The sequence below is a fragment of the Afipia sp. GW822-FHT03D08 genome (assembly GCF_058801645.1).
In genome coordinates this window covers 1,726,558-1,751,085 of the sequence record NZ_JBXANK010000001.1, presented here as the reverse complement: position 1 = coordinate 1,751,085, position 24,528 = coordinate 1,726,558, and the positions used below count along the sequence as shown (strand labels likewise).

The window sequence follows — 24,528 nt, the reverse complement described above, 5'->3', positions numbered from 1 at the left end:
CATCGCGGACCTTTAGGACAACGTGATGTCGTCAAACACCGCATCGCCAACCATGGACGGCATTCCGGCGTCGCCGGCCGTTCCCGAGACGATCAGCACGCGGCGGCTGATCGCGTTCCTCATCATGGTGTTCGGGATGTTCATGTCGATTCTGGACATCCAGATCGTCTCGGCATCGCTATCCGACATTCAGGCTGGCCTTTCGGCAAGCTCCAGCGAAGTCTCCTGGGTCCAGACCGCATATCTGATCGCGGAAGTGATCGCGATCCCGCTTTCGGGTTTTCTGTCGCGCGCACTCGGCACGCGACTTCTTTTTGCGATCTCCGCTGCGGGTTTCACCGCGGCGAGCTTCATGTGCGGCCTGACATCGACCATCGAGCAGATGATCCTCTGGCGCGCGGTTCAGGGTTTTCTCGGTGCGGGCATGATTCCGACGGTGTTCGCGTCGGCCTACACCATCTTTCCCCGTTCCAAGATGCCGATGGTGACGCCGATTATCGGCCTTGTGGCGACGCTGGCGCCGACGGTCGGCCCGACGGTCGGCGGTTACATCACCGACGTGATGTCATGGCACTGGCTGTTCTTTATCAACATCGTTCCCGGCATCGGCATCACCATTGGTGTGTGGATGCTGGTTGATTTCGACAAGCCGAACTTCAAGCTGCTCGAGAAATTCGACTGGTGGGGGCTGGCATCGATGGCCGGTTTTCTCGGCGCGCTGGAATATGTGCTCGAGGAGGGCCCGCAATATGACTGGTTTCAGGACCCTTCGGTGTTCTGGCTGGGCATCGTCTGTGCGTTCTCGGCGTTCGTCTTCTTCTGGCGCGTGCTGAGGGTCAAGGAACCGATTGTCGACATCCGGGCCTTCACCGACCGGAATTTCGCACTTGGCAGCATGTTCTCGTTCTGCGTTGGCATCGGGCTGTACGGGCTCACCTACATCTATCCGCGTTATCTCGCGGAAGTGCGCGGCTACAGCGCCTTGATGATCGGCGAGACGATGTTCGTTTCCGGCATTGCAATGTTCGCCACCGCGCCGCTGGTCGGAAAGTTGATGACCAAGGTGGATCTGCGCTATCTGATCGCGGCGGGCCTCATCATCTTTGCCATCGGTTCCTGGCAGATGACCTGGATCACGCGCGATTACGATTTCTACGAATTGCTGTGGCCGCAGGTCTTCCGCGGTGTCGGCATGATGCTGGCGATGGTCCCGGTGAACAATATCGCGCTGGGTACGCTGCCGCCTGACCGCCTCAAGAACGCCTCCGGACTTTTCAACCTGACGCGCAACCTCGGCGGCGCGGTGGGTCTTGCGATCATCAACACGGTGCTCGATCACCGGACCGATCTTCATATTTCGCGGCTTCATGATCGCGTGACATGGGGCAACGCGATGGCGGTCGAGACGCTCAATATGCTGACGCAGAAATTCCAGGGCGCGGGCAATGCCTCGCTGATGGCGATGAAGCAGCTGTCGCAGATCGTGCACCGGCAGGCGGTGGTGATGAGCTTCGGCGACGCCTTCTTCATGCTGACGTGCTTCTATCTTGTGCTGAGCACGCTGGTCTTCTTTGTCCGCAAACCCAACGTGATGGGACCGCCGCCGGACGCGCATTGAAGATCGCCGGCAGCCGTGGCAAACCACGGCACGGTATCTCAATGACACGAGTGGCGAATGAGTTTCATCAGCGGCGTCGGACTGACCGCATTCGGAAAACATGAAGGCCGCTCGACGCTCGATCTGATGACCGAGGCGGCCGAAGGCGCACTGTCGGATGCAGGCCTCCGGCGTGCGGATATCGAGGGTCTGCTGACCGGTTACTCCACCACCATGCCGCATTTGATGCTGGCGACGGTGTTCGCCGAGCACTTCGGTGTGCGGCCGTCTTATGCCCACGCCATTCAGGTCGGCGGCGCCACGGGTCTGGCGATGGCGATGCTGGCGCATGAACTGGTCGAGGCGGGAGTCGCCAAAACCATTCTCGTCGTCGCGGGCGAGAACCGACTGACCGGGCAGGCACGCGACTCGGCGATGAGCACGCTGGCGCAGGTCGGCCATCCCGATTACGAAGTGCCGCTCGGCCCGACCATCCCGGCCTATTACGGATTGCTCGCCTCGCGTTACATGCACGACTACGGCCTGACGCAGGCCGACATGGCGGAATTCGCGGTCTTGATGCGCAACCACGCGATGCTGCATCCCGGCGCGCAGTTTCACGATCCGATCACGGTGGCCGATGTGCTGGCGTCGCGCGAAATATCCTCACCGCTGAAGCTGCTCGATTGCTGCCCGGTGTCGGACGGCGGCGCGGCCTTTATCGTCAGCCGCGAGCCGACGAGTGACCATCATGTGCGCGTATTGGGCTGCGGGCAGGCGCATCTGCATCAGCACGTCACGGCAGCGAAATCGTTGTCCGATGTCGGTGCGGCAGTCGCGCTGAAGCGGGCGCAGGAAAAGGCGGGCGTCGATCTGCACAATATCAGGTATGCCGGCATCTATGACAGCTTCACCATCACGCTGGCGATCCTGATCGAGGAGCTTGGCCTCGCGCAGCGCGGCGAGTCCGCCGCGCGTGCGCGCAACGGCGATTTCGGCATCAACGGTGCGCTTCCGCTTAATACCCATGGCGGACTGTTGAGTTACGGTCACTGCGGCTGCGGCGGTGCGATGGCGCATCTGGTCGAGACGCAATTGCAGATGACGGGAAGGGCAGGGCAACGGCAGGTGCGCGACGCATCGCTGGCGCTGCTGCACGGCGATGGCGGCGTGATGTCGTCTCATGTCAGCATGTTTCTGGAGCGGGTGCGATGAGCGAAGTAGCAGAACTCAAAGGCTGGACCGACGGAGCTGACGCGATCCTTTATCAGTCATGCGGCGCGTGCCGCCATCTCTGGTACTTCCGCCGTGCGTTCTGTCCGTCGTGCGGAGACGCGTCGCCGCAGACTCACGAGGCAAGCGGCAAGGGTGTGGTTTATTCCACAACAATCGTTCGCCGCGCGGCGACGCCGGACGCTAAGGCGCATGTGCCATATGCGATCCTGCTGGTCGATATGGCGGAAGGCTTTCGCATGATGGCGCACGGCGACAGCGATTTGCGCATAGGAGATCAAGTCGTCGCGGAATTCAGGCCCTTTACCGGCCTGCGCACGCCGTATTTCGTGAAGTTGTGACGATGTCATTCCGGACAGTCCGCGCCGCGGACTGATCTAGAATCCAGAAGAGTTCTTCGGAAGCAACTTCTGGATTCCGGGCTCGCGCTTTGCGCGCCCCCGGAATGACAGTCGAGATTCGAGTGCGGCACCTCGTCGCGCGGACATTGCCGAATTTCAATCAGCCGGTACAAAATTTGCCGTAATTATTGCCCAAAACATCATCAGCGGCTCACGCAACGTTGAGTCAGCATTGCTCGAACGCGGGAGGATCGCATGGATTTGAAGTTTGCGTTTATCGCGACCCCGCGAGTCCTGCGCATTCGCGCCTCGGCATTCGGATACCCCATCGGTTAACCCCGCGGTCCTCCGCGCAAGGTTGCCGGCTGCCATCGGTTCTCCGATGGCCTGTCCGTGGTCGTCCGGTTCGAGTTGTCGCGAACCTTCGCTGACCAGATTCCACAACCTGTTTCTTTGACACGTGACGATTGTGCGCCGCGCTGCCCGCTGCGTCGTCCCTCATTTGGAGTCGGCTTGCGCCTGCGCAGCCGAAACATGCCATGACTCTGTCTCGTAACAAAAAGTCCGCCTTACGCGCGGTGCTTCCATTCGTCTTCCGCCACTGGCGCAATCAGCCGGCGCGGCTCTCCGTGGTTGCCGGTGGCCTGATCGCCGCTGCGGCTGCGGACGTCTTCATGCCGCTGTTCGCAGGAAAGCTGGTGGACTCAATTGCGCGAACCGATCCAGCCGCGGCGCGTCACGGGGCGATGATCGCTTTCGGTGCCATCGTCGCACTCGGTCTTGTGGCGATGATCACCCGTTTCGTCGGCCTGAAGGCGATCATCCCGTTCACGCTGCGCATCATGTCGGATGTAGCGCAGAATGCCTTCGTGCGAATCCAGCGCTTCTCGACCGACTGGCACGCCAACAGCTTTGCCGGCTCAACCGTGCGCAAGATCACGCGCGGCATGTGGGCGCTAGATCTGCTGAACGACACCATCCTGATGGCGCTGATCCCGTCGCTGGTGGTGCTGCTCGGCTCGACCATCCTTGTCGGCTGGCACTGGCCGGTGCTGGGTGCCGTGATTGCCCTGATGACGGTGATCTATGTCGGCCTCACGGTGGCCCTGACCACGAACTACATCGCGCCTGCCGCGCAACTGTCCAACGCGCTCGACACCAAAGTTGGCGGCACGCTGGCCGATGCGTTGACCTGCAATGCGGTCGTCAAGTCGTTCGGTGCGGAAGCACGGGAGGACGAGCGTCTGGGCGGCGTGCTCGGCAAGTGGCGCCGCCGCGCGACCCGGACATGGTCCCGCTACACCTATGTCGGCACGGCGCAGCATGCCGTGCTGGTGTTGATGAGCGTGACTGTGATCGGCGGCGTGCTGCTGCTGTGGGCCGCGGGCCGTGCGACGCCGGGTGAGGTGGCCTATGTGGTGACGACCTATTTCGTCATTCACGGCTATCTCGGCGACATCGGTCAGCACATCAGCCATCTCCAGCGTTCGGTGAACGACATGGAGGAACTGGTGGCGATGCATGACGAAGTGATCGGCATTGCCGATGCGCCCGATGCGAGGCCGATCAAGGTCGCCGGCGGCGGCATCGTGTTCGACGATGTGACGTTCCACTATCGCGGACACGACACGCCGCTCTACGACCGGCTTGCGGTCAGCATCAGGCCCGGCGAGCGCGTCGGTCTGGTCGGCCGCTCCGGCTCCGGCAAGACGACCTTCGTCAAGCTGGTGCAGCGGCTGTACGACGCAACTGGCGGCCGCATCCTCATCGACGGTCAGGATGTCGCGAAGGCCACGCAGCAGTCGCTGCGCAGCCAGATAGCCATCGTGCAGCAGGAGCCGACCCTGTTCCATCGCTCGCTCGCGGAGAACATCGCCTATGGGCGGCCGGGCGCGAGCATGGCGCAGATCGAGGAAGCGGCGCGTCTTGCCAACGCGCATGACTTCATCATGCGGCTGCCAAAGCGTTACGAGACGCTGGTGGGCGAGCGCGGCGTGAAACTGTCGGGCGGCGAACGTCAGCGTGTGGCGCTGGCGCGGGCCTTCCTTGCGGACGCGCCGATCCTGATCCTGGACGAGGCCACGTCAAGCCTCGACTCGGAATCGGAAGCCTTGATTCAGGAGGCGATGGACCGCCTGATCCAGGGCCGCAACGCGATCGTGATCGCGCACCGTCTGTCGACCGTGCGCAGCCTCGACCGTATCCTCGTGTTCGACCGGGGCCGGATCGCGGAAGAGGGGACGCATGCCTCGCTCGCACGGCGTTCCGGCGGCATCTACCGCTCGCTGTTCGAGCGGCAGGTGCTCGAACTCGACCGCATGTCGGCAGCCGAGTAAGGCCTTGTCCCACAAGAACGCGAAGCCGGAATCGAAAGGTTCCGGCTTCGTCACCCCGCGGCGCAGCCGTCGAACACGCAACGCTTTTCAACGCGGGTGATGTGATCGGCGATCGCGCGGGCAGTGTCTTCGGGATGGGTCAGGATCATGAAGTGCGCAGCGCCCTCGGTCGTCACGAGCGATGCGCCCTTGATGTAGATGCTCAACAGTTCGTTGGCGCGTTTCACGGCCGGGTGACTTTCTGCACCCCGCACGACCATGACGGGAATATCGATACCGGCAAGCACCGGCGGGAACAGCTCGAAGGCATAAGCGCTCGCCCAATCGAGAATGTTGACGTGTGTCGTCTCCATTGCATAGGCGCGGCCACGGGACGGCCATGACGCGAAGGTGCCGTTGCCGCCGTAGAAGTCGATCATCGATGAAATTGCTTCTTTGTCTCCGCCGCGGAAGGCTGCGAAATAGGCATCGGACATTTCCCGGAACGTGCGGTAGTGCCGGTACTCGCCAATTTCCCGCAGGATGTTGACCGCCGGAGCTTCCATGATCGTCAGGCTTTGTAACGGCACCCTGGCGCGCAGTGCGACGGCGAGCGAAGCAAGGCCGCCAAACGAATGACCAACCAGGTGGACAGGGCCGCCCGCTCGCCGGATGACGGCCTCAATAAGTTCGGCCTCGTGAGCGATCGAAGGATTGCGTGCGGTGCGGCGCTCCTTGGTTCCGCCATAACCGAGCAGGCTGGTGGTTATGCACCGAAAACGGCCGTTCAACGCGGAGATCACCGGCCGCCAGGCGGCGCCGGTGCTGCACGAGCCGGGCACGAACACGATGCTCGGGCCGTCGCCGGTCTCGTCATAGTCGAACGCGTCAATGAATGGTTCGGCGATCATCTGCTTGTCCTGACATCGGTTAGCTGAAACGGGCTGCGGCAATCGAGACGCAGCCCGTCCGCATTCAGCGCTTGTTGATGACGATCTCGAGATATTCGCTCGGCACAACCACGGTGCGGTCGCCGGAGCGGTTGAACTGGGTAATGAGCGCTCTGATGTCGCGTTCCAGCGCCGATTGCGCCGTGGCGTCGAGCGCCGCAAATGCCTTGAGCACCGGCCCGTAGTATGTCCTGAAGACGTCCAGCCAGTGATCCTGCGAGCGATAGCGGAAGACGAAATTCCGCTGCGCAGTGACAATGGATGAGGCGTCGGGCTCGAACATCTCCTGGATTCGCTCCCGCGTGCCCCACAGGGCGGGGGACTTGACACCCGCAGGCGGGGGAACGTGCTTGCCGATGGTCTTGAACAACTGGCCGATGAAGCCGTCGGGCGTCCAGTTCGCGAGGCCGATTTTGCCGCCCGGCTTGCAGACGCGAACCAGTTCGCTCGCGGCGAGGTCATGGTTCGGAGTGAACATCACTCCAAAGGTCGAGACCACCACGTCGAAGTTGTCATCGGGAAACGGCAGCGCTTCCGCATCGGCTTCGCGGATCGTGAGATTGAGCCGGTCGGCAGCCGCACGCTCCCGGGCGCGTTCGAGCAGCGCGCCCACATAGTCGGTCGAAGTGACATCGCACCAGCGGCGCGCGGCAGCGAGAGACACGTTGCCGTTGCCGGCTGCGACATCCAGCACGGTTTGCCCTGCGCGTATGTCGAGCGCTTCACACAACTGCTCGCCGACGATCTGTAGTGTAGTGCCGACGACGGCGTAATCGCCGGACGACCAGGCTCCTTGCTGGCGGGCCTTGACCGCCGTAAAGTCGATGGGTGCCTTGCTAGCGGTATCGACGGAAGTCAGCATGGTTCTTCTCCGATTGTCCTGGGATAGCCCCGCGAGCGGGGCAAGCATTGGATCCGGCCATCTGAGCCATTTCCTTGACACACCGTAGCGGCCGCACATGGAGACGAGCGTGGTAGCCGGCGTGGAAAAGCACGTGGAATCGGGTCGCGCCGGCCGCGGTGATTTGTCGCTGCAGGTGCAATTGCTTGGCGCCCTGACGATTTCCCGAAACGGCGCTGCGCTGAAGTTGCCGGCGTCGCGCAAGGTGCGCGCGCTTCTCGCCTATCTGGCCCTGGCTCCGCATGCTGTGCCGCGAAGCCAGCTTTGCGAATTGCTGTGGGACGTTCCGAGCGATCCGCGCGGCGAGCTTCGCTGGTGTCTCAGCAAGCTGCGAAGTGTCGTTGATGAGCCGGATCGGCCGCGCGTTGTGACCGATGGAGATACTGTCGCGTTCGATCTGACGGATTGTTTCGTTGACGCGGTCGAGATCGCGCAGGCGACACAAGAGGGACTGGACGCGCTGCCGCCTGAGCGGCTGCGCGCGCTGTCGTCGTTGTGTCACGGAGAATTTCTCGAAGGCTTCGAGATCGATCGCAACCCTGCTTTCAACACGTGGCTCACCGCGCAGCGCCGCCAGTTTCGCAGCCGCCACGCGGCGTTGCTTGAACGGCTCGCCGGAAGCGAAGCTGGCGTTGAGGTGTTCGGATATCTGGAGAAATGGCTGGAGCTCGCGCCGTTCGATCTGCGCGTTCATGAAAATCTCCTCAACGCGTTTGCCCGGCACGGCCGGATTCGTGAGGGTGAAGATCATCTGTCGGCGACGGCGCGGCTGTTCGATGCCGACGGTCTCGATTCCGCGCCGATCCGGGAGGCGTGGCGGGCAGCTCGGGCCCATGCGGACGGATCGCCGAAGCCTCAGGTTCATGCGGCTGATCTGTCGATCATCGCGCCGACCGGGACTGACAGCATCATCACGCCTGCCGAGAGTGTCATCACGTCACCTCGCCGAGCCTCCATCGCCGTCATGCCGTTTGTCGAACGGACCGCCGAGGCCTCGATAGCCCCGGGCGGGCCTGCGGGCGGTCTCGCTCATGACCTCATTACGAGACTCGCAAAGCTGCGAAGTCTCTTTGTCATTGCGCAGGGCACAGTCTTCGCCCTGAGCGAGCGGCATGTGGGGCCGGAGGAAGCCGGCCGCATGCTCAATGTGGATTATGTTGTCAGCGGATCGCTGCAACGTCGGGGCGACCGCCTTACGGTAACCGTCGAACTCGCCGAGACCCGCTCCGCCCGGGTGGTGTGGGCGGAGGTCTTCGATCAGAAATCAGACGATGCATTTCTTGTGCTCGGCGAAATCGGCGACAGGATCGTTGCGTCCATCGCGAACGAAATCGAGATGATCGAGCGAAACCGCGCAATGCTGAAGCCGCCCAGCTCGCTGGATGCCTGGGAGGCCTATCACCGCGGCCTGTGGCACATGTATCGGTTCAACAAGGCCGATAACGAGCGCGCGCAACAGTTTTTCCAGACGGCGGTACATCTCGATCCCACCTTTTCGCGGGCGTATGGCGGTCTGTCCTTCACCCATTTCCAGAACGCATTTCAGGGATGGACCAGGCGCGAGCCGGAGGTTGAGCGTGCCTTCGATGCCGCCGGTCAAAGCCTGATGGCCGACGACCGCGATCCCGGCGCGCACTGGGCGATGGGCCGGGCCCTGTGGCTGCGCGGCCATCAGGATCAGTCGCTCGTCGAACTGGAGCAGGCGATCGACCTCAGTCCGAATTTCGCGCTCGGCCACTACACGCTCGCGTTCGTTCATTCGCAGGGAGGCGATCCGCGGGCTGCCGTGCGGTTCTCCGACCATTCGCGTCACCTGAGCCCGTTCGATCCACTGCTGTTCGGCATGCTCGGCGCCCGCGCGATGGCGCTGGTGAGGCTCAAGCAGTTTGATGAGGCTGCGGAGTGGGGCCTCAAGGCGGCCGCCCGTCCCAATGCCCACGCGCATATTCTGGCGATAGCTGCTTATTGTCTGGCGCTGGCAGGCCGCCTTGAAGAGGCGCGTGCTCAAATGGCTGCGATCCGCAAACGACTTCCCGGATATCGTGTCGATGATTTTCTGACCGCCATGCAGTTCGCACCGGAGAGCGCCGAGTTGTTCCGGCAAGGGGCACGGCGCATCGGCTGATCCGGGCGCCGAATGACTAACGCAGGTTGACCGTTTTGCGGCTGATCGCGTTGTGGTCTTGAAAATCGTCGCCGTCGTTCAACGAAGGAACAAGGTGCGGCGCCACCGTGTAAACGGCGTAGCCGCTTCTCGTTCGTTTGGCCTGATAGAGCGCCTGATCGGCGCGGGCGAGCAATTCGTCCGGTGCGAGCGCGTCGTCCGTCAGCAGCGCAATGCCGACGCTGGTGCCGATCTCGATGGTGTAGCCGTTGACGCTGTAATAGCTGCCGATGTCCTCGACGATGCGGGAGGCCAGTCCGGTGGCTTGTTCACGCTCGGCGACGCCGGTCTGCACCAGCACGAATTCATCGCCGCCGAGCCGAACCAGAATGTCGCTGGCGCGCGTGAGGCGTGACAATCGCTGTGCGACCTGCTTGAGGATCGCGTCGCCTGCGGGATGGCCGTAAAGATCGTTCGCCGCCTTGAAGCGGTCGAGGTCGAGGCTGTGAACGGCAAGGCCGCAGCCGTTGCGCTGTGCATCGCCGATTGCAAGTTCAAGCCGCTCGTTCAGTTCAAGCCGGTTGGACAAGCCGGTCAGCGCGTCCTGCCGTGCAAGCCCCGCGAACTGCCGTTTCAGGGTAATCTGGCTGACGGTGGTGTTGTAGCTGTGCCGGATGACGTCGAACGCGCCAACCAGGAGAATGCCGGTCATCAGCGCGAGGCTCAGGTAGATCGGCCCGCCATGGATGATGCCGGCGACAGGGGTGGGTATGCTGATAATGAGAAGATTGACAATCGCAAGCCGTGGCCGGTGTGCGACCCGCATCAATGTTCCTGCGCAATATGTCGACAGCATCCCGACGGCCAGCATGTGGATCGTCGGATCGGCGAGCATGAAACAGCGCACGCCAATCGCGCTGATGACAAGGGCGCTGGCGATACTGCGGCTGACGTAACGTCGCTCCCAGAGCGTGACGTCAGCACGGGAGAGCGGTTTACCGGATGCCGCATGACGATAGCGGCGCATCATGACAATGCGCTCGATCGAGATCAGGACGATGGCAATGGTCAGTCCGAGAACAGTCAGGTCGCCGGTGTGCAGGGAGATGGCCGAGCCGATCACGCCCTGGCTGATGGCGACCACGACGACCGAGGGCGCGGCGGCAAACAGCTCGTCGATCAGTTCGGCATAGACACCATCGGAAAGCCGTTCCGCCGCAAGCCATTGGAGGGATCGAAATTGCATCGTCTGCTCGTCAGTCCGCCTCGATCATGTGGGGCGATGCTACAGACGGCGAGTAAAACGAAGGGCTTGGGGATTGTTTCAATTTTAATGATTTGGAACTGCGGCCCAAAACTGGCGAGGGGTCCGGCGTATTCCGCCGAACCCCTCATTCTTGCGCATGATCTTTTTCGGATCATGCGACCGGTATCAGCCGGCCTGTAAGCCGGGTTCTGTAGGGCCTGAGTGGTTCGCACCACGCAGACGTGACGGCCATTCCTCTGGGACGCAAGTTACCTTGCGCCTCAAGCAACCTACCCGGACAGCGGGCCTGACATCGCCCCGCGGAGTTATCGCCCGAGAGCGAACTTTCCACTGTGCCGTCCCTATTCGGTTTTGCTCCCGGTGGGGTTTGCCATGCCGTCTCTATTGCTAGAAACGCGGTGCGCTCTTACCGCACCTTTTCACCCTTACCTTCACGGAGTGAAGGCGGTTCGTTCTCTGTGGCACTTTCCCTGGGGTCGCCCCCGCCGGGTGTTATCCGGCACCGTATGTCGATGGAGCCCGGACTTTCCTCCCCGGCGACCTTTCGATCCTTGCCGGAGCGGCCGTCCAGCCGACTGACAGATGAGGACATGAGCGTTCCCGGCAGTCGCGTCAAGTCAAATGCGGTGCGGCGGGCCTCTCAAATAATTTATGCTGAAGATGTCGTTCGGGCCTCGCCCCGTTCGTCTAGGGTTACGGCGAACCGCGCCGGTCAAACGGAGTGACCCACATGCAGTATTTGTTGCTGATCTATCGAAGCGAAGCAGATGAAGCCAAACGGAGCGAGGCTGAAGCCAAGGCAATGACCGACGAATATGGCGCGTTCACGCAATCCATTATCCAAAGCGGGAACTTCAAGGGCGGTGACCGGCTTCACCCGACGTCGATGGCGACCACAGTGCGCGTGCGCGACGGCAAGACCCTGACCACCGATGGCCCGTTTGCGGAAACCCACGAGCAGCTCGGCGGATACTACATCGTCGACGCGAAGGATATCGATGCAGCGCTGGCGATTGCAGCCCGAATTCCGGGCGCCCGGGTCGGTTCGATCGAAGTCCGGCCCATCTACATGTACAACAACTAGCAGAATGCCGCGGTCCACGTCCTGATGGGCAAGGCGATGACGATCGCTGACATCGAAGGCATATTCCGCAATGAGGCGGGTCGCGCGCTTGCGACGCTGATCCGCCTCGTCGGAAGTTTCGATCTTGCCGAGGATGTGTTGCAGGAAGCTTTTGCCGCAGCGTTGGAACGCTGGGCGGAGAACGGCGTGCCGTCAAATCCGCGCGCATGGTTGATCAGCACCGGCCGCAACAAGGCCGTCGATCGTATCCGCCGCGAGACCGCGTTTCGCGCGAAGGAAGGCCAGATCGCCCGTGAGGTAGAACTGCTTGGCACAAACGTGGTGGACGGCGATGGTTCGGCGGACGCGGTTGACGACGACGCGCTGCGGCTGATCTTCACCTGCTGTCATCCATCATTTGCCATCGAAACCCAGGTCGCGCTGACTCTCCGGACGATCTGCGGCCTGACGACGGGGCAGGTTGCGCGTGCTTTTCTGACCAGCGAGGACGCAATGGCGCAGCGTCTGACCCGCGCCAAGCAGAAAATTCGCCTCGCCGGAATTCCCTATGAAGTGCCGCAGCACGATGCGCTGAATGCGCGGCTGCACGGTGTGCTTGCGGTGGTCTATCTCGTTTTCAACGAAGGTTATGCCGCGACCGCCGGTGAGGCGCTGATGCGGTCGGACCTTGCACGCGAAGCGATCCGGCTGTGCCGCTTGCTCGATGTATTGATGCCGGGGCGAAGCGGGGTTCGCGGCCTGCTTGCGCTGATGCTGCTGCACGATGCACGGCGCACCAGCCGCGAGACAGCGGAGGGTGACATCGTACTGCTGGAGCATCAGGACCGCACGCTATGGGATCGCGTCCAGATCTCCGAGGGACTGGCGCTTGTCGAACAGGCGCTGTCGGAGCCGGGCCGCCCCAATTCCTACGCGGTGCAGGCGGCGATCGCAGCGCTGCATGCGCGTGCGCCAAGTTTTGCGGAAACGGACTGGCCGCAGATTGCGGGACTCTATGAGGTGCTGGTCCGGATTGCGCCGTCGCCGGTCGTCGCACTCAACCACGCCGCCGCCATCTCGATGGTCGATGGACCGGCCAAGGCGCTGGCGCTGGTCGATGCTCTTGCCGCGCGCGGCGAACTCGACGGCTATGGTCTGTTGCCTGCTGTTCGTGCGGACCTGTTACGGCGGCTGGAATGCAGCGATGAAGCGCGCGCCGCCTACACGCAGGCGCTCGAATCCACCAGCCTTGAACCGCTGCGGCGTCTCTATCTGCGCCGTCTCGCGGAACTGGACTAGCTCACGAGCGCTTCTTTCGGCATCAGCGCGAGCAGATCGTTCAATGTCGTCAATGTCGATGTGTCGGCGATGCCGTCGATCCGCTCCGGACGGAAGTGCCGCTGGAAGGCGGCGACCACGTCCATGGTGGCCGCGTCATAGAGTCCGTTCAGCGGAACGCCGTAACCGAAGCTCGCCAGCAGCTTTTGCAGGGCGAGTACATCGTCGCCGGATTGTCCGAGCATGGTCTGCACGCCGCGCACGATCGGCGCAGGTTCGACCCAGAGGCCGACGCCGGAATCCGCCAGCAACCGCCACGGAAACTTCTCGCCGGGATCTTTCTTGCGGCCCGGCGCGACATCCGAATGTCCGAGGATGCGATGCTTCGGAATATCGCGGCGGATCATGATGCCCTTGCACAGCGCGATCACCGCCGCGATCTGCCGCAATGGAAAATCGGTGTAGCCGAGATCGTGGCCCTGATTGACGATCTCGATGCCGATCGAAAGCGAGTTGATATCGGTCTCGTTGCCCCACGACGATGCGCCAGCATGCCAGGCGCGATTGGACTCGCGCACGCACTGGACGATGTTGCCGTCCTCGAGCACGACATAATGTGCGGAGACTTCGGTACCAGTCGTACACAGCCGCACGATCGCACTCGCGGCATCGGCCATCCCGGTGTAGTGCAGCACGATCATGTTCGGCGCCAGCACGCCCTTGCGGTCGCCGAAGTTCGGCGATGGCGTGACGGTCGACACGACGGATGAATCGGGCACGAAGTTCAGCATGTCAGCAGGTTCCCCCAGGAAAGTAATCGGGACGCTGACGCTTCGATCCAAATCCAGCAGACTCAAACGATCCTCGCGGCATACAGGGACTCGAAACTGGGCGAGAGAAGGGCGGTAGCAGGCTAGTGGTCCGATTCTGACATTCGCTTCGCGGACTCGCCGCCCGCTGGGCCGCGAATGTCAAATCCACTCCACCCGTCATACGGCAATGCTTTTCCGGTGCAATCGGCGCGGGTTCCATGGCCGGTTCTTGCCCCCAGAACATTGCGCATGGCCGGGTTGCTCGCCGGCGCCGCGGAAGACACCTTCTTTAAAGGCAATCCTCCGCGTCAACCATTCCTTAACGATAACTGCCGCCAATGAAGGGTGGAGAGTCGCGCCGGAACGGTGCGGCTGTGGTCCTTAAATGCGCAAAAAGCCCTGCGAAAAGCTCGATGGCTGGCCAGAAAATCCCATGCGGAACCTCGAATTTAAGGCGCGTCATCGCCAGCGCTTCCGCGTTCAGGTCGATCTGGATGCCGGAAAGGGCCAATCTGGGGCTGTTCGGCCGCGATCTTGCGGACCGCACCGGATATTCCGGCCGGCATGCGGCCGTCTTTCACCGGCAGGCGTTTGAAATGTCGCCCGACGATGCACCCGTACGTCATGTTCCGGTTCTCGGCCGCGAAGCGGTCGAGGCGCTCGCGCCCCGCGACGGCGGCATTTACGTGGACGGAACGTTCGGAGCGGGCGGCTACAGCCGCGCAATCCTGAAAGTTCCCGGCACCCGCGTGATCGGCATCGATCGCGACCGCACCGCAATTGCCGGCGGCTTCGATCTCGTGGACTCCTCGGGCGGGCGGCTGACGCTGGTCGAGGATCGTTTTTCCAATCTGGCGGACGTCTGCGCGGCGCAGGGCATTACGGCCGTCGATGGCGTCGTCATGGATGTCGGCGTCTCGTCGATGCAACTCGATCAGTCCGAGCGCGGCTTCTCGTTCCGCCTCAACGGCCCGCTCGACATGCGGATGGGCCAGGACGGGCCGACCGCCGCCGATGTGGTCGCGAAGGCGTCCGAAACCGACCTCGCCAATATCATTTATATCTTCGGCGAAGAGCGGCATTCCCGCGCGGTTGCGCGCGCCATCGTCGCGGCGCGGAAGGAAGCGCCGATTACAACGACACGCGCGCTGGCTGACATTGTCTCGCGCGTGGTGCGCTCCAAGCCGAATGAAATTCATCCCGCGACGCGGACGTTCCAGGCGCTGCGCATCTTCGTCAACGAGGAACTGGATGAACTTCACGCGGCGCTGGTGGCGGCGGAGCAGATGCTGAAGCCGGGCGGCAGGCTGGCCGTGGTGTCGTTCCATTCGCTCGAAGACCGCATCGTCAAGAATTTTCTTAACGAGCGTGGCAAGCGCGGCGGCGGTTCGCGGCATCTGCCCGAAATCGATCAGGCGTTGCCGAGCTTTGAAATCCTCACCAAGCGCCCGATCGTGGCGGACGATGAGGAAGTCGCGGACAATCCGCGCGCGCGCTCCGCGAAGCTGCGCGCCGCTGCGCGCACCGGTGCGCCTGCGCAATCGGAGACCGCATCATTCGACTGGCCGCAGCTTGCCGACGTGATGAGGGGAGGCTGACATGCGGTTTGTCCACCTCTTTGTCATCTGCGCACTGATCTTCGGCGCGGCCTACGTCTACCGCATCAAGATGGAATCGACGGTGCGGACCGAAAGCGTTCTCCGGCTGCGTGCGGACATCCGCAAGGAGCGCGATTCCATCGCCGCCCTCAAGGCAGAGTGGGCCAAACTGGAATCGCCGAAACGTTTGCAGGAACTGGCCTCGCGTCACCTGTCGCTGCGTTCGATCGAAGCCACACAATATGACTCGCTGAAGAACCTGCCGCCGCGTCCGCCGAGCTTCGTGAGGCCGGGCGATCCCGATCCGATCGGGACCATGATCGAAAGCGTCGATCTGGAAGCGCTTGCCAAAGCCGCGTCGGAAGATGAATCGCTCACCGGCTCGATACCCAAACCGGAGGGCGCGCAGTGACCGAGCAAATCACACGGCCTCCGGAACCCTGGCGGCAACGGCTGATCCGCACGCTGCTTTACGGAAAGAACGTGGACCGCTCGGCCAAGGCGCGTGCGCGCGTCGGCCTTGCGATCATCGCTTTCGCTGCGGTTTACGCTATCATTGCCGGCCGCCTCGTCATGTTCGCGATCGGCGGCGATGGTCACGGCACGCGGCGCACGGCCTCGCAGGATGCCGTCGCCACGGCGCGGCCCGATATCCTTGATCGCAACGGGACGATCCTCGCCACCGACGTCAAGACGCCGTCGCTGTTCGGCGAGCCCCGCCGCATTATCGATAAGGACGAGGCGATCGAGCTTCTCACCGGAACGCTGCCGGATCTCGACGCGGGCGAAGTGCGGGATCGTCTTTCGTCGAAGAAGGGGTTTGTCTGGCTGAAGCGCGAAATTACGCCAACGCAGCAGAAGGAAATCTATCGTCTGGGTCTGCCCGGCGTCGGGTTCCTGCGCGAGAACAAGCGGGTGTATCCAAGCGGCCCCGTGGTGTCGCATCTGATCGGCCATGTGAACATCGACAACCAGGGCATTGCCGGCATCGAGAAGTGGCTGGACACCAACGGTCTGGCCGACCTGCATCGGGCCGGCTTCGCCACGGACCGGCAACAGGAGCCCGTGCGGCTCGCAGTCGATCTGCGCGTCGAACATGCGCTGCGCGATGAACTGCTCAAGGCCAAGGACAAGTTCAAGGCGAAGGCGGCCGCTGGTCTGGTTTCGAACGTCAATACCGGTGAGATCATCGCAATGGTCTCGGTGCCGGATTACGATCCCAACAATCCGCGCGAAGCCAACGACCCGACCCGCATCAACCGCCTGACCACCGGCGTGTTCGAGATGGGCTCGACGTTCAAGTCGCTTACGCTTGCGATGGCGCTGGATTCCGGCCGCGCCACCGTCAACACGCTCTACGATGCGCGTGCGCCGCTGACCTACGGCAAGTTCAAGATTCATGACACCCACAATCTGGGGCGTGCTGTCCCCATGTGGGAGGTCTTCACCGAATCCTCCAACGTCGGCGCGGCGCGTGTCGCGCTGTCGATGGGCGTTGAGGCGCACAAGGCGTTCCTGCGCAAACTGGGACAGCTCTCGCGGCTTCGCACCGAACTGCCCGAAAGCGCAGAGCCGCTGGTGCCGAAACGCTGGGGCGAGTTGAACACCATCACCATCGCGTTCGGACACGGCATGGCCGTGGCGCCGTTGCAGGCCGTGATGGGCATCAACGCGCTGGTCAATGGCGGCTATCTGATCCCGCCGACATTCCTGAAGCGATCACGCGAGGATGCGATGCAACTCGCCAAGCAGGTCGTGAAGCCGGAGACCAGCGCCAGCATGCGCTACATGATGCGGCTGAATGCGGAGCGGGGCACGGCGCGCAAGGCCGACGTCAAAGGTTATTATGTCGGCGGCAAGACAGGCACCTCGGAAAAGGTCGTCAACGGCCGCTATTCCAAGAAGCAGGTGCTGAATTCGTTCACGGCCATCATGCCGGCGGACAATCCGCAATATCAGCTGCTGATCATGCTGGACGAGCCGCAGCCGCTGCCCGAAACCCACGGCTTTATCACCTCGGGCTGGAACACGGTCCCGACCGGCGGCAAGGTCATCGAGCGAATCGCCCCGCTGCTCGGGATGGTGCCGCGGTTCGATTTACCGCCGTCCGACCGCCTTATTCTTGCGGCATCGAAGGAAAGCCGGTAACCGCTCACGGAGTTTTGTGGACGTGCGTATCCCGCAGCGCGGGCGCCGGTTCTGCGGTTAGAATACGCTATGATTCCAAATCCGGGGTGAGATGAAGTTACGCGATCTTTTCAGCGGGGATGCCGTGGTCGGCGCGCAGCATGCCGATGTTGCGGTCGCGGGGATTGCCGTGGACAGCCGCGTGGTGAAGCCGGGCGATGTTTTCTTCGCGCTGGCGGGGACCAGGACCGACGGTGCGCGCTTTATCGATCAGGCGATTGCGTCCGGCGCTGTCGCTGTCGTCAGCGACCGTGTTCCGGAGAGCGACGGTCGCGTTGCATTTATTGCCGTGCCGAATCCGCGACGCGCGCTGGCGCTCGCCGCGGCAAAATTCTATCCCCGTCAGCCCGCGACCATCGCCGCCGTCACCGGCACCAGCGGCAAGACTTCGGTAGCGGTGTTCACCCGGCAGATCTGGCAGCGTCTCGGTTATGCAGCCGCGAGCATCGGGACCATTGGTCTCGTGTCGCCGAAGCGCACTGTCTACGGCTCGCTGACCACGCCCGATCCGATCGCGCTGCATCGGTCACTCGACGAGATCGCGGGCGAGGGCGTGACCCATCTGGCGTTCGAGGCGTCGTCGCATGGTCTCGACCAGCACCGCCTCGACGGGGTGCGCGTCAGCGCGGGTGGATTCACCAATCTGTCGCGTGACCACATGGATTATCATCCGACTGTCGAGCACTATCTCGCAGCGAAGCTGCGGCTTTTCACGGATCTGATCGTCGATGGCGGCGCGGCGATCATCGCCGCCGATCACGAACATTCGCAGGCGGTGATCGATGCCGCGCGCATCCGCAAGCTGCGAATCATCACGGTCGGACGCAAAGGCGAAGGCATCAGGCTTGTCGATGCGGCTGTCGATGGCTTTGCGCAGAAGCTGACGCTGGAGCATGACGGCAAGCGCACTCAGGTGCGGCTGCCGCTGGTCGGAGAATTCCAGATCGAGAACGCGCTGGTTGCGGCCGGACTTGTGATTGCCACCGGCGGCGATGCGGAGCGTGTGTTCGCGGCGCTTGAGCATCTTCAAGGAGCGCCGGGACGCCTCGAACTGGTCGGCGAGCGCAACGGCGCGCCGGTATTTGTCGACTACGCACACAAGCCCGATGCGCTGGCGAAAGCGCTCGAAGCACTGCGCCCCTATACAAAGCGCAAGCTCGTGGTGGTGTTCGGCGCGGGCGGCGACCGCGACGCCGGCAAGCGCCCGCTGATGGGGGCGATCGCCGCTGAGAACGCAGATACTGTCATCATTACCGATGATAATCCCCGATCGGAGAATCCCGCCTCGATCCGGGCCGCCATCATGGCGGCTGCGAAAGGCGCGAAGGATATCGCCGACCGCAATGAGGCGATCCGCGCCGCCGTCGCAGGCCTGCAACAGGGCGATGCGCTGCTGATCGCGGGCAAGGGTCACGAGACCGGACAGATTGTTGGAGATAAAGTGTTGCCGTTCAGCGATCACGACGCCGCCGCGGCGGCATTGGCGGAGCATGCTGCATGAGTGCGCCCTTGTGGACGAGCGCGGCGATGGCGAAGGCGATGCAGGCCTCGACGCGCGGCGCGTTGCCCGATGCGATCACCGGCATCTCGATCGACAGCCGCACACTGACGCCGGGCGAGGCTTACTTCGCCATCAAGGGCGACGTGCACGACGGGCACGACTTCGTTGAGGCGGCGCTGAAGAACGGCGCGGGGCTCGCCGTGGTCTCGAAGGCGCATGCGGACAAGTTCGCCGCGGATGCGCGGTTGCTCGTGGTCGAGGACGTGCTCGCCGGGCTGGTGGACCTCGGCCGCGCGGCACGGGCCAGGCTCGGCGGAAAAGTCATCGCCGTGACCGGATCGGTCGGCAAGACCTCGACCAAGGAAGCGTTGCGCGCGGTGCTCGGCGCGCAGGGCGAGACCCATGCATCGGTTGCGTCCTTCAACAATCACTGGGGCGTGCCGCTGACGCTGGCGCGTTGCCCGGCGTCGTCAAGGTTTGCGATCTTCGAGATCGGCATGAACCATGCCGGCGAGATCGAGCCGCTGGTGAAGATGGTGCGCCCGCATGTGGCGATCATCACCACCGTTGAGCCGGTGCATCTGGAATTCTTTTCCGGCATCGAGGCGATTGCCGACGCCAAGGCTGAAATCTTCTTGGGCGTCGAGCCGGGCGGAGCCGTTGTGCTCAATCGCGACAACCCGCAGTTCGCGCGCCTGACCAAGAGCGCCAACGCAGCGAAGATCGAACGTATCGTCTCGTTCGGCAGTGACGAAAAAGCCGATGCGCGGCTGATCGACGTCTCGCTGCATCCCGCATGCTCGGCGGTGCACGCCAGCATTCTTGGCCAGGACATCACTTACAAGATCGGCATGCCGGGACGGCATATGGCGATGAATTCGCTCGCGGTGCTGGCCGCGGCGTCCCTCGCAGGTGCGGACCTTGCGCTGTCGGCGCTGGCGCTGGCGCAGCTCAAGCCCGCCGCGGGGCGCGGCGTGCGCGAGGTGCTGACCCTCACGGAAGGTACCGCCACGCTGATCGATGAAAGCTACAACGCCAATCCGGCTTCGATGAAGGCAGCGATCACCGTGCTCGGCCAGGCCAGTGTCGGTCCGCGCGGGCGGCGCATCGCGGTGCTCGGCGACATGCTGGAACTCGGCGCGACGGGCCCCGATCTGCACCGCGGTCTCAGCGAAGCCATCAAGGCGAATAATATCGATGCCGTATTTTGCTGTGGTCCGCTGATGCTCAATCTCTGGGAGGCCCTTCCTTCCGCCAAGAAGGGCGGCTATGCCGATCATTCCGCTGCTCTCGAACAGCAGGTTGTCGCCGCTGTTGGCGCCGGCGACGCGATTATGGTCAAGGGTTCGCTTGGTTCTCGTATGAAATTGATTGTGACTGCGTTGCAGAAGCGTTTTCCCGAAAAGGCCGCGCTCGACGGCGCCACACACTAAGGCAATTGGAATGTTTTATTGGCTCACTGAATTGGCCGGCACCATCCCCGGCATCAATGTGTTCCGTTACATCACCTTCCGCACCGGCGGCGCGATGGTCACCGGTGCGCTGTTCGTGTTCATGTTCGGGCCCTGGATTATCGACCAGCTTCGTCTGGCGCAGGGCAAGGGGCAGCCGATCCGTGCAGACGGTCCGCCGACGCACCTGGTGACCAAGAAGGGCACGCCCACCATGGGCGGGCTGATGATCCTGTCGGGACTGATCGTCTCGACACTGCTGTGGGCCAACCTGCGCAATGCGTATGTCTGGATCGTGCTGCTGGTCACGCTCGGCTTCGGCTTTGTCGGTTTCTACGACGACTACCTGAAAGTCTCCAAGCAGACCGACAAGGGATTCTCCGGGCGCTCGCGCCTCGCGGTCGAAGGACTGATCGCGCTGATCGCGTGCACCTGCATCGTCTGGTTCGGCCGCGACGCGTCCGTCACGGCTGTATCGATTCCCTTCATCAAGGAATTCCTCCTCAATATTGGCTGGTTCTACGTGATGTTCGGCATGTTCATCATCGTCGGCGCCGGCAACGCGGTGAACCTCACCGACGGTCTCGATGGTCTCGCGATCGTGCCGGTGATGATCGCGGCCGCGAGCTTCGGCATGATCGCCTATCTGGTAGGCAACGCGGTGTTCGCGGAGTATCTGCAAATCCGTTACGTCCCCGGCACCGGCGAACTCGCCGTGCTCTGCGGCGCGGTGCTTGGCGCGGGCCTCGGCTTTCTCTGGTTCAATGCGCCGCCCGCCTCGATCTTCATGGGCGACACCGGGTCGCTGGCGCTCGGCGGCATGCTCGGCGCGATCGCGGTCGCCACGAAGCATGAAATCGTGCTGGCGGTGATCGGCGGGCTGTTCGTGGTCGAGGCGCTGTCCGTCATCGTGCAGGTGGCGTCGTTCAAGCTGACCGGCAAGCGTTTCTTCCGTATGGCGCCGATCCATCATCACTACGAACAAAAGGGCTGGACCGAACCGCAGATCGTGATCCGCTTCTGGATCGTTTCGGTGATGCTGGCGCTGGCCGGTCTCTCCACGCTCAAGCTGCGGTGAACGCGTGACGCCTGTCACTTCCTTCAAGGGCAAGACGGTTGCCGTGTTTGGCCTCGGCGGATCGGGGCTTGCGAGTTGTCATGCGTTGAAGGCGGGCGGCGCGGAAGTGATCGCCAGCGACGATACGCCGGCGAAACTTGCGGAAGCGGCGAGGGCCGGTTTCATCACCGCGGATCTGCGGACGGTCTCCTGGGCGAATTTCGCGGCGCTGGTTCTGACGCCGGGCGTGCCGCTGACCCATCCTCAGCCGCACTGGACGGTACTTGCTGCAAAGCAGGCGGGCGTCGAGGTGATCGGCGACATCGAACTGTTTTGCCGCGAACGTAAACGTCATGCGCCCGACGCGCCGTTCGTCGCCATCACCGGAACCAACGGCAAGTCCACCACCACCGCGCTTGTCGCGCATCTGATGCGCGAAGCCGGTTACGATACCCAGATGGGCGGTAACATCGGCACCGCGATCCTGTCGCTGGAGCCGCCGGCCAAGGGCCGCGTCCATGTGATCGAGATGTCATCATACCAGATCGACCTCACGCCGTCGCTCGATCCCAGCGTTGGCATCCTGCTCAATGTCACCGAAGATCATATCGACCGTCACGGCAGCATCGAACATTACGCCGCAGTGAAGGAGCGGCTGGTGGCGGGCGTGCAGCGGAACGGGACCGCGATCGTCGGTGTCGACGATCACTGGTGCGCGGCGATTGCCGATCGCGTCGCGCAGGCAGGCAGGAATGTCGTCCGCGTGTCGGTGAAGCATCCGGTGGCCGACGGCATCTGCCTCGAAGGCGACACCATTGTTCGCGTCGATAGCGGAGCCCGGTCGCGGATCGCGAGCATCAATGAGATCGGTTCGCTGCGCGGACTGCATAACGCGCAGAACGCGGCGTGTGCGTCGGCCGCGGTGCTGGCGCTCGGCGTCAGTCACGAGATGTTGCAGCAGGGACTGCGCAGCTTTCCGGGCCTTGCGCACCGCATGGAGCAGATCGGGCGCCAGGGCAATGTGCTGTTCGTCAACGACTCCAAAGGCACCAATGCCGACGCCGCGGCGCGCGCATTGTCGTCGTTCAGGGACATTTTCTGGATTGCCGGCGGCAAGCCGAAGACCGGTGGCATCGAATCCTTGCGCGAATTCTTTCCGCGGATCCGCAAGGCCTATCTGATCGGCGAGGCGGCGCAGGAGTTTGCGGCGACGCTTGGCGATGTGCCGCACGAAATCAGCAAGACCCTTGAGGAAGCGGTGCCGCATGCTGCACGCGATGCGCAAGCGTCTGGTGTCGGAGAGCCGGTTGTCCTGCTGTCCCCGGCCTGCGCCTCTTTCGACCAGTTTCCGAATTTCGAGAAGCGGGGCGACCGTTTCCGCGAAGTCGCCAACGCGCTGCCGGGCGGCCTGACGCCTCCCTGAAGCGAGCCTCTTCCGTTATCCCGTTGCACTTTGACGAGATTTTTTCTCGTATTTGCCCATCCTTAACCCTCCGGAAACCATGATGCGGGAGTAATACCCCGTTAACCGCTCGTGTGGCGGTTCGCAGGTCCGCATCGCTGTGCAGCTAGCTCAATTTGCGGACCGGCGAACCAAGGCCACACGAGAAGTCATATTTATTCAGTGTCCTTCCGAATCCGAAGTTCGCTACGGAACGTGCAGCAGGACTGGCGAACTTCGGATTCGAAAGGACACTGGTACCAGGATGGCGGACGGCCCATGATCTCCCGCGAGCAACGCACACCCTTGAGCGAATGGTGGTGGACGGTGGACCGGCTGCTGGTGGCCGCTTTCATCACGCTCATGCTCGGCGGCGTGATCTTGTCGCTGGCCGCGAGTCCGCCGGTGGCGGCGCGCATCGGCCTCGATCCGTTTCACTTCTTCAACCGGCACGTGCTGTTTCTGGTGCCGTCGCTGATCGTGATGCTCGGCGTGTCGTTCCTGTCGCCGCGTCAGGTGCGCCGTACCGCGCTGGTTGTGTTTACGGTCAGCATCCTGCTGGTCGTGGCAACACTGCTGTTCGGGCCGGAGGTGAAGGGCGCCAAGCGCTGGATCACCATTCTCGGCATCAACATTCAGGCCTCGGAATCCCTGAAGCCAGCTTTTGTCGTTCTCGTGGCGTGGCTGTTCGCCGAATCCGCCAAGCGGCCCGAAATGCCGGCGACGTCGATGGCGCTCGGCTTGCTGCTGATGACAGTCACGCTGCTGGTGCTGGAGCCGGACTTCGGCCAGACCATGCTGATCCTGATGGTGTGGGGCACGCTGTTCTTTATCGCCGGCATGCGGATGATCTGGGTGTTCGGTCTGATGGGCGCGGGCGCGGTCGGATTGTTCGGCGCCTATATGATGGTGCCGCACGTGGCAGGCCGCATCAAACGCTTCATGGACCCTGCTTCGGGTGACACGTTCCAGGTCGACACCGCGATGGAAGCTTTCACCCATGGCGGCTGGTTCGGACAGGGGCCGGGCGAGGGGACAGTGAAGCGCATCTTGCCGGACAGCCATACCGACTTCGTGTTCGCAGTCGCTGCCGAGGAATTCGGAATCATCCTGTGCCTCGCGCTGCTGGCGCTGTTCGCCTTCATCGTGATCCGCGCGCTGTCGCGGGCCTATGCCAGTGAGGATATGTTCGCGCGCTTTGCCGCTGCGGGCCTTGCGATCATGTTCGGTATCCAGGCGTCGATCAACATGGCGGTGAACCTGCACCTGATGCCGGCCAAGGGCATGACCCTGCCGTTCATTTCCTATGGCGGCTCGTCGATGATCTCGCTGGCCTACGGCGTCGGCATGTTGCTCGCGCTGACGCGGCAGCGTCCGCGCGTCGAAATGGAATCGATCGGCGCTGCCAACGCCGCACACGGCTTCGCCTGAC

The 24,528-nt window shown here is 62.9% G+C and carries 19 protein-coding genes and 1 other RNA gene; 15 read left to right on the top strand and 5 right to left on the bottom strand.

Annotation, left to right across the window (positions count from 1 at the left end):
- The first annotated feature begins 25 nt into the window (after nt 1-25).
- The 4 genes from AC1RM7_RS08615 to AC1RM7_RS08600 all read left to right on the top strand — a co-directional run bounded on the left by AC1RM7_RS08615 (nt 26) and on the right by AC1RM7_RS08600 (nt 5,507).
- Nucleotides 26-1,618 (top strand): DHA2 family efflux MFS transporter permease subunit, encoded by a 1,593-nt coding sequence (locus tag AC1RM7_RS08615; RefSeq protein ID WP_006021735.1) that lies wholly within the window; start codon nt 26-28, stop codon nt 1,616-1,618.
- Nucleotides 1,619-1,675: 57 nt separating this feature from the next.
- Entirely contained in the window at nt 1,676-2,812 is a 1,137-nt protein-coding gene (locus tag AC1RM7_RS08610; RefSeq protein WP_024920377.1) for a thiolase family protein, read from the top strand.
- The gene (locus AC1RM7_RS08605) at nt 2,809-3,171 is read left to right on the top strand and encodes a Zn-ribbon domain-containing OB-fold protein (protein WP_024920376.1); all 363 of its coding nucleotides are present in this window, start codon (nt 2,809-2,811) and stop codon (nt 3,169-3,171) included. Before AC1RM7_RS08610 ends, AC1RM7_RS08605 begins: the two co-directional genes overlap by 4 nt.
- 539 nt (nt 3,172-3,710) lie before the next feature.
- The gene (locus AC1RM7_RS08600; protein WP_024920375.1) at nt 3,711-5,507 is read left to right on the top strand and encodes an ABC transporter ATP-binding protein; all 1,797 of its coding nucleotides are present in this window, start codon (nt 3,711-3,713) and stop codon (nt 5,505-5,507) included.
- A 50-nt stretch (nt 5,508-5,557) separates the two neighbouring features.
- On the opposite strand, the gene AC1RM7_RS08595 is transcribed toward AC1RM7_RS08600, so the two are convergent.
- Together AC1RM7_RS08595 and AC1RM7_RS08590 are read right to left on the bottom strand one after the other, a co-directional pair.
- Nucleotides 5,558-6,397 carry an alpha/beta fold hydrolase gene (locus AC1RM7_RS08595; RefSeq protein WP_024920374.1) on the bottom strand — a complete coding sequence of 280 codons (840 nt, stop codon included), beginning with the start codon at nt 6,395-6,397 and terminating at the stop codon, nt 5,558-5,560.
- A 64-nt stretch (nt 6,398-6,461) separates the two neighbouring features.
- The gene (locus AC1RM7_RS08590) at nt 6,462-7,298 is read right to left on the bottom strand and encodes a class I SAM-dependent methyltransferase (protein WP_024920373.1); all 837 of its coding nucleotides are present in this window, start codon (nt 7,296-7,298) and stop codon (nt 6,462-6,464) included.
- Nucleotides 7,299-7,395: 97 nt separating this feature from the next.
- Here AC1RM7_RS08590 and AC1RM7_RS08585 point away from each other — a divergent pair, with 97 nt between their 5' ends.
- The gene (locus tag AC1RM7_RS08585) at nt 7,396-9,462 is read left to right on the top strand and encodes a transcriptional regulator (protein WP_034459242.1); all 2,067 of its coding nucleotides are present in this window, start codon (nt 7,396-7,398) and stop codon (nt 9,460-9,462) included.
- 16 nt (nt 9,463-9,478) lie between these two features.
- On the opposite strand, the gene AC1RM7_RS08580 is transcribed toward AC1RM7_RS08585, so the two are convergent.
- Both AC1RM7_RS08580 and rnpB read right to left on the bottom strand, forming a co-directional pair.
- Nucleotides 9,479-10,687 (bottom strand): GGDEF domain-containing protein, encoded by a 1,209-nt coding sequence (locus AC1RM7_RS08580; protein ID WP_024920371.1) that lies wholly within the window; start codon nt 10,685-10,687, stop codon nt 9,479-9,481.
- Nucleotides 10,688-10,869: 182 nt separating this feature from the next.
- Nucleotides 10,870-11,287, bottom strand: an RNA gene (rnpB, locus tag AC1RM7_RS08575) — RNase P RNA component class A.
- A gap of 151 nt (nt 11,288-11,438) precedes the next feature.
- Here rnpB and AC1RM7_RS08570 point away from each other — a divergent pair.
- Both AC1RM7_RS08570 and AC1RM7_RS08565 read left to right on the top strand, forming a co-directional pair.
- Nucleotides 11,439-11,792, top strand: coding sequence for a YciI family protein (locus tag AC1RM7_RS08570; RefSeq protein WP_024920370.1), 354 nt, complete (start codon nt 11,439-11,441; stop codon nt 11,790-11,792).
- 36 nt (nt 11,793-11,828) lie between these two features.
- Nucleotides 11,829-13,070, top strand: coding sequence for an RNA polymerase sigma factor (locus AC1RM7_RS08565; RefSeq protein ID WP_024920369.1), 1,242 nt, complete (start codon nt 11,829-11,831; stop codon nt 13,068-13,070).
- On the opposite strand, the gene AC1RM7_RS08560 is transcribed toward AC1RM7_RS08565, so the two are convergent.
- Nucleotides 13,067-13,840 carry an N-acetylmuramoyl-L-alanine amidase gene (locus AC1RM7_RS08560; RefSeq protein ID WP_024920368.1) on the bottom strand — a complete coding sequence of 258 codons (774 nt, stop codon included), beginning with the start codon at nt 13,838-13,840 and terminating at the stop codon, nt 13,067-13,069. The two genes, AC1RM7_RS08565 and AC1RM7_RS08560, sit on opposite strands and share 4 nt — an antisense overlap.
- Before the next feature lie 434 nt (nt 13,841-14,274).
- On the opposite strand from AC1RM7_RS08560, the gene rsmH reads away from it, so the two are divergent.
- The 8 genes from rsmH (at nt 14,275) to ftsW (ending at nt 24,527) form a co-directional block, all read left to right on the top strand.
- The gene (rsmH, locus tag AC1RM7_RS08555; RefSeq protein WP_024920367.1) at nt 14,275-15,459 is read left to right on the top strand and encodes a 16S rRNA (cytosine(1402)-N(4))-methyltransferase RsmH; all 1,185 of its coding nucleotides are present in this window, start codon (nt 14,275-14,277) and stop codon (nt 15,457-15,459) included.
- A 1-nt stretch (nt 15,460) separates the two neighbouring features.
- On the top strand, nt 15,461-15,871 hold the full coding sequence (gene ftsL, locus AC1RM7_RS08550) for a cell division protein FtsL (RefSeq protein WP_024920366.1): 411 nt from the start codon (nt 15,461-15,463) through the stop codon (nt 15,869-15,871).
- The gene (locus AC1RM7_RS08545; protein ID WP_024920365.1) at nt 15,868-17,607 is read left to right on the top strand and encodes a peptidoglycan D,D-transpeptidase FtsI family protein; all 1,740 of its coding nucleotides are present in this window, start codon (nt 15,868-15,870) and stop codon (nt 17,605-17,607) included. Before ftsL ends, AC1RM7_RS08545 begins: the two co-directional genes overlap by 4 nt.
- A gap of 91 nt (nt 17,608-17,698) precedes the next feature.
- Nucleotides 17,699-19,147, top strand: a complete 1,449-nt coding sequence (locus AC1RM7_RS08540; RefSeq protein WP_024920364.1) for a UDP-N-acetylmuramoyl-L-alanyl-D-glutamate--2,6-diaminopimelate ligase — start codon at nt 17,699-17,701, stop codon at nt 19,145-19,147.
- Nucleotides 19,144-20,580 (top strand): UDP-N-acetylmuramoylalanyl-D-glutamyl-2,6-diaminopimelate--D-alanyl-D-alanine ligase, encoded by a 1,437-nt coding sequence (locus AC1RM7_RS08535; protein WP_024920363.1) that lies wholly within the window; start codon nt 19,144-19,146, stop codon nt 20,578-20,580. The genes AC1RM7_RS08540 and AC1RM7_RS08535 overlap by 4 nt, the downstream gene beginning before the upstream one ends.
- A gap of 10 nt (nt 20,581-20,590) precedes the next feature.
- Nucleotides 20,591-21,676 carry a phospho-N-acetylmuramoyl-pentapeptide-transferase gene (gene mraY, locus AC1RM7_RS08530; protein WP_006021719.1) on the top strand — a complete coding sequence of 362 codons (1,086 nt, stop codon included), beginning with the start codon at nt 20,591-20,593 and terminating at the stop codon, nt 21,674-21,676.
- A 4-nt stretch (nt 21,677-21,680) separates the two neighbouring features.
- The gene (murD, locus tag AC1RM7_RS08525) at nt 21,681-23,078 is read left to right on the top strand and encodes a UDP-N-acetylmuramoyl-L-alanine--D-glutamate ligase (protein WP_006021718.1); all 1,398 of its coding nucleotides are present in this window, start codon (nt 21,681-21,683) and stop codon (nt 23,076-23,078) included.
- A gap of 297 nt (nt 23,079-23,375) precedes the next feature.
- The gene (gene ftsW, locus AC1RM7_RS08520; RefSeq protein WP_006021717.1) at nt 23,376-24,527 is read left to right on the top strand and encodes a putative lipid II flippase FtsW; all 1,152 of its coding nucleotides are present in this window, start codon (nt 23,376-23,378) and stop codon (nt 24,525-24,527) included.
- Nucleotide 24,528: the final 1 nt, after the last annotated feature.

Bases quoted from the DNA above. Each gene is read 5' to 3' on its own strand.
- AC1RM7_RS08570 (WP_024920370.1), top strand. From the start codon at position 11,439: ATGCAGTATTTGTTGCTGATCTATCGAAGCGAAGCAGATGAAGCCAAA.
- AC1RM7_RS08615 (WP_006021735.1), top strand. From the start codon at position 26: ATGTCGTCAAACACCGCATCGCCAACCATGGACGGCATTCCGGCGTCG.
- rsmH (WP_024920367.1), top strand. From the start codon at position 14,275: ATGGCTGGCCAGAAAATCCCATGCGGAACCTCGAATTTAAGGCGCGTC.
- AC1RM7_RS08600 (WP_024920375.1), top strand. From the start codon at position 3,711: ATGACTCTGTCTCGTAACAAAAAGTCCGCCTTACGCGCGGTGCTTCCA.
- AC1RM7_RS08580 (WP_024920371.1), bottom strand. From the start codon at position 10,687: ATGCAATTTCGATCCCTCCAATGGCTTGCGGCGGAACGGCTTTCCGAT.
- ftsW (WP_006021717.1), top strand. From the start codon at position 23,376: ATGATCTCCCGCGAGCAACGCACACCCTTGAGCGAATGGTGGTGGACG.
- AC1RM7_RS08590 (WP_024920373.1), bottom strand. From the start codon at position 7,298: ATGCTGACTTCCGTCGATACCGCTAGCAAGGCACCCATCGACTTTACG.
- AC1RM7_RS08585 (WP_034459242.1), top strand. From the start codon at position 7,396: ATGGAGACGAGCGTGGTAGCCGGCGTGGAAAAGCACGTGGAATCGGGT.
- AC1RM7_RS08565 (WP_024920369.1), top strand. From the start codon at position 11,829: ATGACGATCGCTGACATCGAAGGCATATTCCGCAATGAGGCGGGTCGC.
- AC1RM7_RS08610 (WP_024920377.1), top strand. From the start codon at position 1,676: ATGAGTTTCATCAGCGGCGTCGGACTGACCGCATTCGGAAAACATGAA.
- AC1RM7_RS08560 (WP_024920368.1), bottom strand. From the start codon at position 13,840: ATGCTGAACTTCGTGCCCGATTCATCCGTCGTGTCGACCGTCACGCCA.
- AC1RM7_RS08595 (WP_024920374.1), bottom strand. From the start codon at position 6,397: ATGATCGCCGAACCATTCATTGACGCGTTCGACTATGACGAGACCGGC.
- ftsL (WP_024920366.1), top strand. From the start codon at position 15,461: ATGCGGTTTGTCCACCTCTTTGTCATCTGCGCACTGATCTTCGGCGCG.
- AC1RM7_RS08540 (WP_024920364.1), top strand. From the start codon at position 17,699: ATGAAGTTACGCGATCTTTTCAGCGGGGATGCCGTGGTCGGCGCGCAG.
- mraY (WP_006021719.1), top strand. From the start codon at position 20,591: ATGTTTTATTGGCTCACTGAATTGGCCGGCACCATCCCCGGCATCAAT.
- AC1RM7_RS08605 (WP_024920376.1), top strand. From the start codon at position 2,809: ATGAGCGAAGTAGCAGAACTCAAAGGCTGGACCGACGGAGCTGACGCG.
- AC1RM7_RS08535 (WP_024920363.1), top strand. From the start codon at position 19,144: ATGAGTGCGCCCTTGTGGACGAGCGCGGCGATGGCGAAGGCGATGCAG.